Annotated in this window: 13 protein-coding genes; 6 read left to right on the forward strand and 7 right to left on the reverse strand. The window is 47.0% G+C overall.

The window, feature by feature from the left end:
- The first annotated feature begins 87 nt into the window (after positions 1 to 87).
- Positions 88 to 3237, forward strand: coding sequence for a S8 family serine peptidase (locus tag ACLVWR_RS16310; RefSeq protein ID WP_413581659.1), 3150 nt, complete (start codon positions 88 to 90; stop codon positions 3235 to 3237).
- Positions 3238 to 3297: 60 nt separating this feature from the next.
- Here ACLVWR_RS16310 and ACLVWR_RS16315 read toward each other — a convergent pair whose 3' ends face one another.
- Positions 3298 to 3519 carry a hypothetical protein gene (locus ACLVWR_RS16315; protein WP_413581660.1) on the reverse strand — a complete coding sequence of 74 codons (222 nt, stop codon included), beginning with the start codon at positions 3517 to 3519 and terminating at the stop codon, positions 3298 to 3300.
- A 131-nt stretch (positions 3520 to 3650) separates the two neighbouring features.
- Entirely contained in the window at positions 3651 to 5675 is a 2025-nt protein-coding gene (locus tag ACLVWR_RS16320) for a response regulator (protein ID WP_413581661.1), read from the reverse strand.
- Positions 5676 to 5915: 240 nt separating this feature from the next.
- Here ACLVWR_RS16320 and ACLVWR_RS16325 point away from each other — a divergent pair, with 240 nt between their 5' ends.
- The 3 genes from ACLVWR_RS16325 to ACLVWR_RS16335 all read left to right on the forward strand — a co-directional run bounded on the left by ACLVWR_RS16325 (position 5916) and on the right by ACLVWR_RS16335 (position 7458).
- Positions 5916 to 6176, forward strand: coding sequence for a hypothetical protein (locus tag ACLVWR_RS16325; protein WP_413581662.1), 261 nt, complete (start codon positions 5916 to 5918; stop codon positions 6174 to 6176).
- A 69-nt stretch (positions 6177 to 6245) separates the two neighbouring features.
- Complete coding sequence (locus ACLVWR_RS16330) at positions 6246 to 7001, forward strand: TfoX/Sxy family DNA transformation protein (RefSeq protein ID WP_413581663.1); 756 nt, start codon at positions 6246 to 6248, stop codon at positions 6999 to 7001.
- A gap of 79 nt (positions 7002 to 7080) precedes the next feature.
- Positions 7081 to 7458, forward strand: coding sequence for a hypothetical protein (locus ACLVWR_RS16335; protein ID WP_413581664.1), 378 nt, complete (start codon positions 7081 to 7083; stop codon positions 7456 to 7458).
- 204 nt (positions 7459 to 7662) lie between these two features.
- On the opposite strand, the gene ACLVWR_RS16340 is transcribed toward ACLVWR_RS16335, so the two are convergent.
- Entirely contained in the window at positions 7663 to 9831 is a 2169-nt protein-coding gene (locus tag ACLVWR_RS16340) for a TonB-dependent receptor plug domain-containing protein (protein WP_413581665.1), read from the reverse strand.
- 14 nt (positions 9832 to 9845) lie between these two features.
- Complete coding sequence (locus ACLVWR_RS16345) at positions 9846 to 10301, reverse strand: hypothetical protein (protein WP_413581666.1); 456 nt, start codon at positions 10299 to 10301, stop codon at positions 9846 to 9848.
- A gap of 122 nt (positions 10302 to 10423) precedes the next feature.
- Between ACLVWR_RS16345 and ACLVWR_RS16350 the strand changes: the two genes are divergently transcribed.
- Positions 10424 to 10798, forward strand: coding sequence for a hypothetical protein (locus tag ACLVWR_RS16350; RefSeq protein WP_413581667.1), 375 nt, complete (start codon positions 10424 to 10426; stop codon positions 10796 to 10798).
- Between the two features lie 23 nt (positions 10799 to 10821).
- Positions 10822 to 10947 (forward strand): hypothetical protein, encoded by a 126-nt coding sequence (locus ACLVWR_RS16355; protein WP_413581668.1) that lies wholly within the window; start codon positions 10822 to 10824, stop codon positions 10945 to 10947.
- A 6-nt stretch (positions 10948 to 10953) separates the two neighbouring features.
- On the opposite strand, the gene ACLVWR_RS16360 is transcribed toward ACLVWR_RS16355, so the two are convergent.
- From ACLVWR_RS16360 to ACLVWR_RS16370, 3 genes are read right to left on the reverse strand one after another with little or no spacing between them, the layout of a single operon-like run.
- Positions 10954 to 11688, reverse strand: coding sequence for a lysophospholipid acyltransferase family protein (locus ACLVWR_RS16360; RefSeq protein WP_413581669.1), 735 nt, complete (start codon positions 11686 to 11688; stop codon positions 10954 to 10956).
- 3 nt (positions 11689 to 11691) lie between these two features.
- Entirely contained in the window at positions 11692 to 12786 is a 1095-nt protein-coding gene (locus ACLVWR_RS16365; protein ID WP_413581670.1) for a TIGR04552 family protein, read from the reverse strand.
- Between the two features lie 48 nt (positions 12787 to 12834).
- Positions 12835 to 13482 (reverse strand): hypothetical protein, encoded by a 648-nt coding sequence (locus ACLVWR_RS16370; RefSeq protein ID WP_413581671.1) that lies wholly within the window; start codon positions 13480 to 13482, stop codon positions 12835 to 12837.
- Positions 13483 to 13577 lie beyond the last annotated feature (95 nt).

The raw sequence follows: 13577 nt of genomic DNA on the forward strand, positions 1-13577 counted from the left end.
AGGCACGGATTTTGGATTACTCCAGAACGGTAATTTGATTTCCAGGTCAACGGTGTCTATATGGCACCTGGAACGTGAGAGGGCCCTATGAAGATGTTTAAATTGAATACACGCCAAAGAAATATTTCAACGCTGTTAATATCGCTGTTGGTCCTTGTGGGCTGCAGCCCCTCCCAGCCTGATTCCCCAATCTTCAAATCAGACCTGTTAGACGGTCTTTACAGCACCAGATCCTCAATTGCGGAACCCTCCATTTTCATCATCAAACTGTCGTCACCGGCGCTGTTGGAGACTGCTGAAATGAAAGATGGAAAACCACAAATCGATCCGGACTTGGTGAAAGCCATCCAAAAAGAGCAGGAACAAACATTCGCGGAACTGCTTAAGATTTCCCCGGACATCAAAGTTCTTATTCGTTACCGCCTGGTTCTAAATGGAATGGTCGTATGGGCCCCGGCTGATGCATTGGATAAAATCAAAAGAATTCCAAACGTCGTTATGACGGAAAAATCAGCCCAATTTGCACGCCCTCAAGATGAAAAATCTGAATTCAACAAAATCGGTATGGTCGGCGAAAAGACGTCCGTTAAATTCATCGGCAGCGAAGCGGCTTACGCACAAAACATTCGCGGCCAAGGCAAGCGTATTGCTGTAATTGATACTGGTATCGACTATACTCACAAAATGCTCGGCGGCCCGGGCACTCCTGATGCTTATAAAGCCATCAATCCTTCAGCAGAAACATCGGCGTTCCCTAACCGCAAAGTCGTGGGCGGTATCGACCTGGTGGGCTCAGACTACCAACCGGGTTCAGACGATCCAAAAAAACGCATCCCTCTTCCTGACGTGAACCCTTTGGATGAAGCCACACACGGCACTCACGTGGCTGGCAGTGTCGCGGGCAATGGTGACGGCGTGAACACTTATGACGGTGTTGCACCCGACGCAGATCTTTATGCCGTGAAAGTATTTGGCCGCTCAGGGGGCACCAGCGACGAAGTCGTGATCGCAGCCCTTGAGTATTCTGCTGACCCTACGGGTGACTTGAGTTTTGCAAAACAAATGGACGTTGTGAACCTTTCCTTGGGCTCCACTTACGGCAGTCCCCATGTGATGTACGGGCACGCAGTTAAAAATCTGGTTCGTGGCGGCACTGTAGTAGTGGCTTCAGCCGGCAACTCTGGCGATGCTCCCTACATCGTGGGTGCACCTTCCATCGCAGACGATGCGATTTCAGTGGGCTCAAGCATTGATGACTCCACTCATAACACTTCATTCCCCGCTGGCGAATTTTCAATCAATGATCAGGAAAAGTTGATTGTCGAAATCTCTGAATCCGTCACGGCCTCCCCTTTGTCAGAAATGCAGGAAGCCCAAGGTGAATTGGTTTTCGCTGGTTTGGCGGATAAGGACTTCGACAGCGTCACCGCAGCCCAGATCCAGGGAAAATACGCCTTGATTGATCGTGGAGGAGTGTCTTTTGCTGACAAAGTTAAACGCGCAGAAGCCGCCGGCGCATTGGGTGTTATCATTGCCAACAATGCCCCTGGCGAAGCTGCCGGTATGTCAGGCCTGGAGAGCGCAAATATTCCAGCCGTTATGATCTCCCAGGATTCCGGAAAACAAGTGAAAGCCCTGTTGACCAAAGACACAGTTATCGTGAACTTGAAATCGACTTCAAAAGTCGACAAGCCTTGGCTTGCAGACACGATCTCGCCGTTCTCTTCTCGCGGCCCAAGATCAGACGATGGTTTGATCAAGCCCGAGATCACCGGACCCGGAACAAATATTATTTCAGCGGCCCGCGGATCTGGCGATAAAGGCGTAAATATGTCAGGAACCTCCATGTCAGGTCCTCATATTGCCGGCGTAATGGGTTTGTTGAAACAAAAATTCCCAACTTTGACTCCCCTTGAATTGAAATCAGTTCTATTGGGTCATGGCAAAGTGATCTCTGATGAAAAGAAGCAAACATACTCTATCGCCCGCCAGGGTGCTGGTCGCGTGCAAGTAGCTGAAAGCTTAAAGGCCCAGGTCGTGACGACTCCTGCAACGCTTTCGTTTGGGATCACGGATATTGAAAAGGGCAAAGTCCTTGCCAATAAAGTCACATTCAAAAATATTTCTGACAAGACCGTGACCTTGAATCCACAATGGAATGGCTCAGCAGCGATGCAAATCACAGCTCCTGTTTTAACTCTGGAACCAGGTCAGGAGAAAACAGTTGAAATTACGGCGGCACTCAATGCCTCCCTGATTAAGACAGCCAATGAGGAACTTGATGGCTTCTTGAAATTCACTCAAGGCGACGAGCAATTACTGCAAATGCCCGCCCTGGTTGTCGCCCGCAAGATTTCCCGAATTAAAGCGACGGCCCTGGAAGTGAAAGCGACCTCTGAGGACGACGCCTCTGGCAGTGTTGCGACTTTGAAGATCGAGAACACATCCGTAAACCCAGGCGACGCTTATCTGTTTACTTTGCTGGGACAGGATGCGCGCAAAGCGGAAAAGAAAGCAGACTTGATTCACAATAAGAATTGCGATTTGCAATCCGCTGGCTATCGCGTGATTACGGACTCCACTGGGAAACGCTCTTTGCAAGTGGCATTGAAACTGTACGAGGGCATGACCACATGGCATCGCTGCGAGGTGAATGTGCAGATCGACTCCGATGGCGATGGACTGGCTGATCAGGAATTGGCAGGCCTTGTCGGCAGCAGCCTGCCTGGTCTTGCGACAGGAAAATTTGTAAGTCTGCTTCTGGATGGAAATCGCGCCCGTGAGCTTCGCAAATTCTATGATACGGCAATTACAGCAGGTACGTCTTACGAAGAGGACTATTCATCAGCGCTACTTGATGCCTTGCCAATGACGACCTTTGATGGATCAACCCTGGCAATCATCACAGCTGATGCCTCCTTATTGGCGACCTCAGCGACCGGGGAACTGAACATTAAAGTCTCCACCACCCATCAGGACAACTATGCCCTGGAGTATGACGATTATCTGTCCGATGATAAAACCTGGTCCAAGATTTCTTTGAACGATCTGGGACAGTCCTATGCTGATATTCCGGAAGTGGTGTCACTGGAAGGAAAATCCAGCGCTACAATCAAACTTAAGAAAGGTTATAGTGCTGCGAACCTGGTGATTTATTCTCCACAAAACAAATCAGTTCGCGATCCACTGGCCGAGGACACTCAATCGCAAATCATCTCTCCAAAATATGGTAACTAAGAAATAAAAAAAGCGGGTTTCAGACCCGCTTTTTTTTGCTTCAAATTTATCTGCAAACCACTATCTTGTCTTGGTCTCTTTGCCCTTAACCGGCATTTGCACCGTGATATCCTGAGCTTTTTCGCCCGTGATGCTTTTCTTCACCGCACGCAAGAATGGAGTTTCTGTGACTTCCCAAACCGTCACATGTTCAGCCTCTGCTGTTTTAGCCGGGCTTGATGCGCATGCTGCAAGGGAACTCATCGCGATTGCTGCTGTAAGGACTTTAAGTGACTGTCTCATCTTTGTACTCCTAACGGTCTTCCTAAATGATACCATCTTTTCGGAATGCAAGGACCTTACCATGAGTCTTTGGTGTTAAATTGGACCTGAAAACGAGTGAGTGTCTATTTAAATGGCAGCTGTTAATTGGGTTACTTAGGCTTGCCAAGGACTTCAGCAATCTGTACCTGAGCATGCTTCGCAAGCGCGGCATACAGTAAATCCGATGACAGTGGCTTAGTCAGATAATCATTGCAACCTACGCTCAAGCAGCGATCACGATCCTCTTTCATCGCATGGGCCGTGAGAGCGACTATAGCACCCTGATACCCGCGGGCACGCAGCTCGCGAGTCGCGGTATAGCCATCCATACGTGGCATTTGCATGTCCATCAGAATCACATCATAGATTTTTTGCGAAGCCTTCTCCACCGCTTCGACACCATCAAGTGCGGACTCTGATATCACGCCTTTTTTATTTAAATAGTGTTTTATCAAAACCTGATTGTCTTCTGAATCGTCTGTCACCAACACCGTCAAACTTCGCAGATCCACTTCGGTCTTAACCTGCTTTTGGTTGGCAGCGACCTCCAGAGTTTCCATTCTAATCAGTCCCATTTGCGGAACCGACAATCGAAACACCGAACCCACCCCTGGCGCACTTTTCACCAAGACAACGTCCCCACCCAGTGAGCGCGCGAGCTTTCTTGATAACACCAATCCCAACCCAGTTCCTTCATACTGACGAGTGCTGGAAGCATCCACTTGAAAGAAATTTTGAAACAGCCGCCCCTGCTGATCCTCAGGAATGCCAATCCCCGTATCACTGATGTCGAACACCAGATCATGACCTGCAGATTCAACCGACAAGCACACATTCCCGCCGACCGTGAACTTAAGAGCATTGTTGATCAGATTGACAAGAATTTGCTTTAAGCGATTTCTATCCGTCATGAATTCCATACCGTGCAATCCCGCCGCCACTTCAAAACTTAAAGTGACATTGGATTTAACGGCCTTGACCTGCATCATGCTGCCAATTTCCTCTATGAAAGGCTCAATCTGAACTGCAGCCAGCTCCACATCAATGTGCCCGGATTCCACTTTGGTGATATCCAAAATATCATTGATTAAGCGTGACAGGTTGTGACCTGTGCTCTCCATAACATCCAGATACTTAAGTTTTTCTTCCGTATTGACCTGGGGATCCTTTAAAATTTCAGTCATACCCAGGATAATTCCCAGAGGAGTGCGAATCTCGTGGCTCATATTAGCCAGGAACAATGTTTTGACCTGATTGGCGTTTTCCGCCAGCAGTCTTTGTGAAATATTTGATTCCAGATCCGCACTCATTCGATTGATCGAAACCGCCAGTTCCCCCAACTCATCTTGCGAGTGCACCGGCACTGTCACTCCCAAATTACCACGGCCGATTTCCTTGGTGGCGTAGTTCAATTCCAGCAAGCTTCGGTTCAGACCCTTTGCAAATGAGAAGGTCAAATAAAGTCCGGTACCCTCAATGGTCACAACTGCGAGAACTAATAGCAACATCAGCAGGTTTTCCAACCAGCGCGAGCCTTCGGCCAGGACACTGGAAAACTCCATCTCATACGCTGTGAGCTGTTCATTCAACACATCGATTTCAGTAAGAATCCGTTTTACTTCGTTCTGATCCACCTTGGGGTGGGAGAAAATACCGCGCAGCTCTTCTGCTTTTTGAATCAGGACATTCAATTTCTCGTCAGCAGCTGTCCAGGCCGTAATTGCACGCTGAATATAGCTTACGGAGCCCCAATTGCGCAGAATGCGAATCACCCCTGGAATATCGTCAGGATGAACGCCACCTTGCAGGAACCCCTCATACACCACTTTAAGATCCGGATTTGCTTTCTCCAGCTCCAGACGAGCTTTACGATCTCCCAAGGGGACGGTCATATTGCGATGAAAATCATCATAGTAGTTTTGATCTTTGGTGAAAATATAAGAGGTCAGACTGTGAATCGCATTCTTTTGCGCCTTGGACCACATACCCTCGCCGCCCACGAAGGCACGCACTGACGACAACGTCGACAACGCAAAAACCAACGTCCCCAATTCGAGGGCGATCAACAGTGCCATACAGCCAACAACTGCGTACAGTTTTTTAACTACTGAGAGGTTTTTCCAAAAATTAAACACGTTCAAAATTCCAGTGCCTTCTTGTAACGAATGTTCGTCCTACAACTCAAGTATAAATGCCCAAGTGTTTGATTTCTTACTAAGACGCAATACAACCTCCCCCGAAAAATGAATCTTTTACCGCCCAAAGACGTACGGTATTTAGCAGTCTCATGACTTCTAACTGTTCCCTAAAAACCGGACTGTACGCGGACTTCCCGCCGGCGAGATGATGGCGTTATAAGTTCAAGGAGGAAGTCCATGAAAAAAATTATAGCCTTCGGTGTGATCTTAATGTCGTTCAGTTTTGCTCACGCTGAAAAAACGCTACTTGAAACAGTGATGCAGGATAGAAACTCAAGTCCATCCAAAATGGATACAACCAACGAGTCTCGCCGGGCGCGACAAGCCAGCGCCGCCGAATACCTGCGCAACCACGAGCCTACCGAGCGGATTTATATCGAGGAGCGTGTTATTGAGCCTCGCGACCCAAGCAAACGCGTTCCAGTAGAAACTCCATAGGCATATACTGATTTTCAATAGCGGCTTTCTTTGCTTGATTAAAGCAAAGAAGGCCCCTAGAAACCAGCCATGGCGAAGGAACCGTTAGAGCTCAAATGGATTGAAAATCTGCTGCCTGCAGAAGGTTATCGTCGTAAAGCCATGTTCGGCGGATTTGCCTATTATTTGGATGAGAAAATCATCCTGATCACATTTGAGGCCACTGATAAACCCAAGGACAAAATAAACTGGAATGGCTGCATGTTTCCGGTGGAACACGAGAATCAAGCGCGCGCCTTGGCTCAATTTCCCATTCTTAAACCGCACAAGATTTTACCCAAGTGGCTTTATCTGCCGATTGAAACCGAGGGCTTTGAAGAGTGGGCTTCCGATATTCTTAAAGTCGCCCTTCACCCCCACAGCATCTGGGGCAGCTTTCCCAAAGAGAAAAAAACCGCCAGCAAAACCCGCAAAGGAAAGTCCGCAAAGGCCGAACCACCTATTCCTAAAAATCTTGATACACGACGACCACGGATGTTCTCGGATGAGGACCCCGTAGAATTGCTGCAAAAGGCCAAAAAACTTTCCGATCTAAAAAATATCGGCCCCACACTAGAGGCTTTGCTGCAGGATGCCGGAATCAAGACACCGCAGCAAATGCACAAGCTTGGCTGGCAGAAAACCATGGTGAAGTTGGTCAAAGTCCACCCGAAGACCAATCACTCCATGTATGCCTATACAATCATCACCGCACTTGAGAACAAAGACTTTGGCGGGATGTCTGAAGCCCAGAAAACAGAAGTTCGGGCTTACATGAAAACCCTGCGCGATCGCCTGAAATCCTGATCTGTTTTGCTCTTGACTCATTTTCACAATAGAGAGCATAGTCGTTGCGTCATCTAGTTTTTAATCGAAAGGTGTGTTTATGAAATCTCTAATTTTCGCTTCTTTGATCGCTTTGTCTGCAACTGCTGCTCAAGCGGCTACTTTGGACGTTCACTGTACTTCTGGCGACGCTGTTGTAACTGCTGCGCTTAACATCGATGGCAAAGCTATCACTGGCAACATCGAAGCTGACGGTTCTGGCATCGAAGATTTCAAAGCCACTGCAACTGGCAACTACATTTTCTACCCAGCTGGTTCTTACTATAAATTCGACGATCTTGAAGTGATCGAATTCTGGGGTGTTTCTGGTAAAGACTCTGTGGCTTACAAATCTGTTCGAGGCGAAAAAGGCGCATTCAACCAAACTCTTGTTATCAACAAGACAGCTGTTGAAGGCACTTGCGTAATCACTAAATAGGTAACAGTTCCCTTTTCGTACTGCTCTGCAGAACCGATATCGGTTCTGCATGGCGAAAAAAGAAACAGGCGCTGATCGATAAGATCGCGCCTTTTTTTATTCATTAATGCGGCGATAATATGCAGATGATGCAATCAGTGCTTCTGTCGTGTGCTTCTGGGGTCAAAGCCGGGGCTGCAGTTATTTCGGAACTTCTGGCGTAAGCTAGAAGTTCCCGCGAAGAGACAAAATAAACTGACGTCCGCGCAGCGGGCCCCAGATGTGGAAGTTATCCAGATGATAGTGATCTCCGTGCACATGCCATGTGGCCGGACTGTCCCCCGCACCCGTTTGAGTATAATCAAAGGTGTTTAAGATCGCGAATCCCGCATACAGATTTTCACCCAGTTGACGCTCGAAATTCAAATCTACAATGAAAAAGGTCGGAGACTTTTGAAACTTTTGAGCCGAAGTAAATGTCTGACCAAATGTGGGACTGAGTGGATCGGTGTCGGTGTAAGCAACATTATAGTGATCACCATAACCATACGCCGAAAGATCTCTCTCTCCCACAACAGTCACACGCTGGGAAGCTGTCCATTTGCCCCAGTTCACATTGGAAACCACTGACAAACGTTGCTCGACTGCCGCCACTTGCAGTTTTTCTTTATATCCTGCCGGATAGTGGAAGGATTCAACAAGCCCCTCCACGGTCCAATCGTGAGTAATACGACGACCGTAACTAAAATCTACCACAGAAATCGTATAAGGCTCCTTGGAGCTGACAAACAAAGTCGGCAGATCCTGATCTGCTCGATCCAGGCCATAGGCCATATTTTCGATACGAGTGACATGGGCACTGAACTCGAAGAAATCATCCAGCCTTTGACCTGCCAAGGAATACACCGCACTTTGTGCCGTTTCCAGATCGTCGACATCAATCACAAAGCCGTCATGGTACATTCCGTGCTGACTTTCGAACAATGTTAAGGGTGAGCGATAGCCCACCCCCGCAGAAAGACGTGACGTCAGTACTGAGTTATGCAAATGCTTGTACATCGCACGTGGTGCAAAGACCCCTTTGTCGATCTTCTTATCAAAGTCCACCCAATGGGTTTGTACATTGTCATAGCGCAGAACCACTGAAAGCTCATTGGCATCATCAATAAACCAGGTGTCCTGGGCAAATCCCCCCAAGGAGTGGTAGTTCAAATCATCCTGTTTCATGGGTGGCACTTGATCCACATACAAAGTCTGCGAAAATGAATCCATGAACTGATTCTTGGAATCCACACCAAACGTCAGCAGATGATTGTCCGTCGCAAGCTTTTGGTACTCCACCATCCCGACCCACAACTTATCATCGTTGTCGTAATCATAACCATGAGAATAAATCGAGTGCGAAGTCTGGTGAGCACCACCCAGGCTGACTTTCAAACTGGAATTTTGATCAATCTGCTTGCGGTAAATCGAAGCGATCTCATAGCGATCGAGGAACACATTCTCGGTGATTTTATTTTCTGCACCGATATATTTTTTGCGAACATCACGATCCACAAAGTCGTCTGAAGTGGCCAGTGTCGCCGGCGGAGCACTCAGCTCCAGGTCATTCATCGAGCCGCCAATATTCTTTAGCTTCCCGTAGCTCAGGCGCAAACTGACTTCATCTGTTTCATTGATTTTATGAGACAGTTTAGATATCGCCGTGAAGGTTTTCTGACTGGGCAATTCAGACACACCATTGTTATCGATATCAATCGGCTTTATTTCGCCGTATTGCAATCCCATCAACAATCCTGTGTTCGGCGTTAGTTTTCTGGCGCCCAAAACTGAAATATTTTTTTGTCCATCGTCGGCGATCGAAACAGCACCTTCCGCACTGTTCGTGGTGATTTCACGGGTCACAACATTGATTGCGCCACCAATGGATTCAGGAGCCGTCAATGCCGCCCCGGTGCCTCGATAAATATCGATAGAGTCGACTCCGCCCAAAGGAATGGCTTCGACGCCGTAAAAGCCGGAAACTGTGGAATGCAATGGCAGACCGTCGATAAGGATCGTGGTGTGCTCGCCCTTCATGCCATTGATAGTCACGCGCTTAGCGCCGCAGAAAGCGCACGCCGTTTGCATGTCGATGCCGCGAACATTGTTAACAGCTTGAGCAAAGGTCTGCGCCTGTTTTTTTTGAATGTCTTTGGCTTTAATCGTTTCAACCCGATTGATTTCGTCTTTCTTGATTCTTAAATCATTCTCAGACTTATCAGAAATAATAACTTCAGGAAGTTGGGTGACCGATTCCTCTGTCCCCACACTTTTTGCCAAACTGGATGTCGCAACTGATGCCGCCAATACTGAAAAAAGCAACTGGCGCTTAAAAAATTCCAAGTAACTCATTAACAAAACCTAAACTAGTGCGCGTGAACCTGCATGTTTACACAGCGATTGGTGTGAAAATGATCGCCGTGAAGCCATTTCAAATTGAAAGAGTTGATGTTTTTCAAATCGATATCCTGTGGATTTAGAAAAACGGCGATTTGATCCTGACCATTCGCCCCTGTGCCAAACAAGACACCAGCTCTTTCAGGATGAATTTTTACGGTGATTGGTGAAGCGGCCACATGACCGTGACTGTAGCTTGTTGCAATTACGGCATACCATTGATCTGGAGTTTGCTCAGACCCCGTGTAACCAACCTCAGTCACAAAGATCATGCATGCGGATTTTGTACTGGCGTCCTCGCCCTCAAGAGCCAGAAGAGTACCTTCTGGAAAACCACCATGATCATGATCATGATCATGTGCAAAAGCCTGCTGAGCCATAAGTGATAAAGCCAAAACCGCTGATCCAAGTACCATTTTTAGCATAACAACCCCCAGTGAACTGACTTTTATTGCAAGTTACTTGCAATTGCAAAGGTTTTGTCCTAAAAATCCTTATGCCCCAAAAGCTGCGCCTACGAAGCATGAATATTTTTTTGGTTTTACTTATGAATCTCATGGTTTGGCCCGCTTTTGCGGAAACATTGGTGAATTTTTCAGATGGAACCCAATTGAAATCCGAGGATTTATTGGCCCAAGGGAAAACCCTGATCTATATCGAAAAAGACTGCGCGCCTTGCCGGATCTATGTGTTCGATATTAATAGATGTGAGGATGAAATCAAAAAGAACATCCAACTTGTTTCTCTTAGCACGCCGGCACAAACCAAAACCATGGCCCGCACGCTCCCTAAAAGACTGCCGCTGTTTATTCTAAAAGATCCGAGCGCAGCAAAGGCATACACAAGCACGCCCACTACAAAAATCAAAGATATTCAAAAAGTGGGACGACTCACTTGCGAGGAACTTAAAAAACTGCTTTAGTCTTTGCAACACGGGGAATTTAGATGAACTCAGACCAAAACCTTCCACAAGAAGATTCACCAGGCCAATCCAAGACTCTGCTAGTTCTGGGTTTGACCTTCGTTCTTCCGATCATCATCACTTTAATTGCGGTTTGGATTCTTGTTTAAGACGTCTTATTTCGCATCTGGAAAATAAGGCAGCATCAAACTGCGAACGTGCTCCTGCAATTCAGGGCGCTGATCAATTGTATATTTCGTAGCATCAACGGGTGGCAAAACTTCCAAAGTGATGGTGCGAGTCCATACTCCCCAATTCGGCAGAAAGCTTCCTTTTGGCATGATGGCAGCCGCCCCTTTTACGATAACAGGAACAATCGGTGCTTTCGCGTTGATCGCAAAAATAAACGGGCCAGACTTGAACGGCCCCAATGTTTCTTTATGCTGGCGAGTGCCCTCTGGCGCCAAGGCAAAACGTTCACCGTTGGCGATGCGTTTTTCCGCCTCTTTATAAACTTTAAAAACTTCCTCACGACGATGGCGGGCGATCGGCAGAATTCCTGCGCGCTTCATGCCCCAACCAAATACGGGAATTTTAAAGAGTTCAATCTTTGCCCCGAAGCGGAAGCTCCCCAGGTACCCTGACATCGCAAAGATATCAAAGAAGCTGGTGTGATTAAATACGTACAGGTAGCCACCCTTGGCTTCTTTGTGAAAGCCTCTAACGACCACTTTCACACCGAACATCCAGCAACAACCGCGAGTCCAGAAATAAACAATCTGATCTTCCAGCCAACGATTCGGATAAATGAAGGTCACCAAAATCATCAGTGCAGAACAAAAAACTGTGTGAATTGGCAACAATACTGAAGCCAAAAGAGTGCGTGGATAAGAAAGCAACTTTAGAAACATGATCTAACTCTCAGGGAATAAACGTTTACGAGCAGCCACACGTTGGCGCTCTTTGTAAGCCTCGTGTTCAGAAGGGCCCGACAGCACTTTCTGATGGGCGGCCTGATCCATAATCTGCACCTCGAATGGATAAAAGAAACTGAATGCCTCTTTGCTCCCTTGGGGTTTGATATGAATCAGTTTACGGGAAATAAATTTAATAAAGCGATAATCAGAACCCGAGAAGAAATTTTCCTTACGGAATAACTTGGCGCTGTCACCCAACTCTTCAAGTTTTTGATCAAAGGCTGCCTGAATGTTTTTCTCATCCATCACATCCAGACGCTGGGCCATTTCATCGCAGACCTGCATAAAGGTTTCCACCGGATACAGATTATTCGAGCTTTGATCCGGCATGATATGCGGAAAACTAATCACGTTTTCACGAACCAAGAAGCGCACGACCTGGAAGCTATCAAACAGATTGCGCGTAATAAAACGCACTCCCAATTTATCAAAGATCTTCATCGCCAAAGCATCAGGCTTTGCCAATAGTTTGATGACGGTACTGGAAGAGGTCTTAAACGGTTTTACTTCGAAACCCAGAAGCTCCAAGGACTCCGGATTCTCACCCGTCCCCTTTAGGAAAGTGCGATGAGTGGTTCCGTCATGAAAAATCGCATCCTGAAATGGCGTCAGAATCTGTGACTGAATTTCTTCAGAGAAAGTACTGAACAGGTCATTTTCGGCATGCACAAAGACGTGGATGCCTCTTAGGATGGCACAGGCCCAGCGTTGCATCATGGCCTGTTCTGGATCATTGGAGCTTGCATATAAAAGCAGCTGACGGATGTCTCCCAGTTTTTTGGGATCCAGAAAGATCTCGGGAATTTCAGCATCGTTGAAACCCAGCTTTTCAACCATCAACACCAAAGCGCGACGATGATAGTACCAAAGCTTTTCCACATCAGACTGTTGATTGGTGTCGAAACCATAACTTAAAAGAAACGCAGAAGCTGCGTCCAAGGTATGAATGCTAAGTTTGGGGATATCGATAGCGGAGCCACCGCCGACAACTGAACCAAGAATAGAAGAATCGAATAAGAAACGTTGAGGCATTATGCCTCTATCTTAGTTAGGATAGAGGCTCAGGCAAGACGCAGTGCCTTAGTTAAGGAGGCCACAAGTTGGAACCCAGAATGACCCCATTGTTTGCTGTTGCAGAGAACTGCCGTCTACAGAAGAGTAGTTTTTGAAGTAAACTGTACCGTAGGCATTGTTGTTATCATAGTAACCATCAAATCCGATCCAGCCGTACTGGTCTTCGAAAGTCACTGTGAACTTACGAGTCGATTTATTCAGCACACCATTATAGGCAGATGTGAACTGAACTTCATATGCTGGAATCTCTTTTTGTGTTGCTGAATCGATTGTGCCCACCAAGGAGTCTCTGATTTGAACCAAAACTTTTGAGTTTGCCTTGTCAATTTGACCAGCGGAATCAAAACGCAGATTCATTGTTAGGAAAACACCGTTGGCAGCACTTCCAGAAGCATCAATGGATCCGAAAGCAGATCCCGGCAAATTTGTGGAAACAAAGGATTTAACCGCTGCTTCGAAAGCTGATTGATTGCTTGGATAATAAATTCGACCTATTGAAGAAGCACCGGTAGAGCATGTTGAGCTTGTCGTGATTTCACCACCACGTTTAGCTACTCGCACGGCTGAATCGCCTTTCTTTGCACAAGCCGAAAGACCCATGGCCAATGCCATCACCAGACCCAGCGTAAGTTTTGAAAGAACAGACGTTTTCATAAAGCCTCCAATGCTTTTACATAGAGGCAAGCCTTGTTCCAACCGCGCCAGGCTTATATTCGATCTGAAGCTAAAAAGGCGTCTCACGCTGAGAC

Source organism: Bdellovibrio sp. HCB288 (genome assembly GCF_047305935.1).
Lineage (GTDB): Bacteria > Bdellovibrionota > Bdellovibrionia > Bdellovibrionales > Bdellovibrionaceae > Bdellovibrio.

What these genes read in the sequence shown, in the direction of transcription:
- ACLVWR_RS16325 (WP_413581662.1), top strand. Translation starts at nt 5,916, where the DNA reads ATGAAAAAAATTATAGCCTTCGGTGTGATCTTAATGTCGTTCAGTTTT.
- ACLVWR_RS16370 (WP_413581671.1), bottom strand. Translation starts at nt 13,482, where the DNA reads ATGAAAACGTCTGTTCTTTCAAAACTTACGCTGGGTCTGGTGATGGCA.
- ACLVWR_RS16335 (WP_413581664.1), top strand. Translation starts at nt 7,081, where the DNA reads ATGAAATCTCTAATTTTCGCTTCTTTGATCGCTTTGTCTGCAACTGCT.
- ACLVWR_RS16365 (WP_413581670.1), bottom strand. Translation starts at nt 12,786, where the DNA reads ATGCCTCAACGTTTCTTATTCGATTCTTCTATTCTTGGTTCAGTTGTC.
- ACLVWR_RS16355 (WP_413581668.1), top strand. Translation starts at nt 10,822, where the DNA reads ATGAACTCAGACCAAAACCTTCCACAAGAAGATTCACCAGGCCAATCC.
- ACLVWR_RS16315 (WP_413581660.1), bottom strand. Translation starts at nt 3,519, where the DNA reads ATGAGACAGTCACTTAAAGTCCTTACAGCAGCAATCGCGATGAGTTCC.
- ACLVWR_RS16345 (WP_413581666.1), bottom strand. Translation starts at nt 10,301, where the DNA reads ATGCTAAAAATGGTACTTGGATCAGCGGTTTTGGCTTTATCACTTATG.
- ACLVWR_RS16340 (WP_413581665.1), bottom strand. Translation starts at nt 9,831, where the DNA reads ATGAGTTACTTGGAATTTTTTAAGCGCCAGTTGCTTTTTTCAGTATTG.
- ACLVWR_RS16350 (WP_413581667.1), top strand. Translation starts at nt 10,424, where the DNA reads ATGAATCTCATGGTTTGGCCCGCTTTTGCGGAAACATTGGTGAATTTT.
- ACLVWR_RS16310 (WP_413581659.1), top strand. Translation starts at nt 88, where the DNA reads ATGAAGATGTTTAAATTGAATACACGCCAAAGAAATATTTCAACGCTG.
- ACLVWR_RS16330 (WP_413581663.1), top strand. Translation starts at nt 6,246, where the DNA reads ATGGCGAAGGAACCGTTAGAGCTCAAATGGATTGAAAATCTGCTGCCT.
- ACLVWR_RS16360 (WP_413581669.1), bottom strand. Translation starts at nt 11,688, where the DNA reads ATGTTTCTAAAGTTGCTTTCTTATCCACGCACTCTTTTGGCTTCAGTA.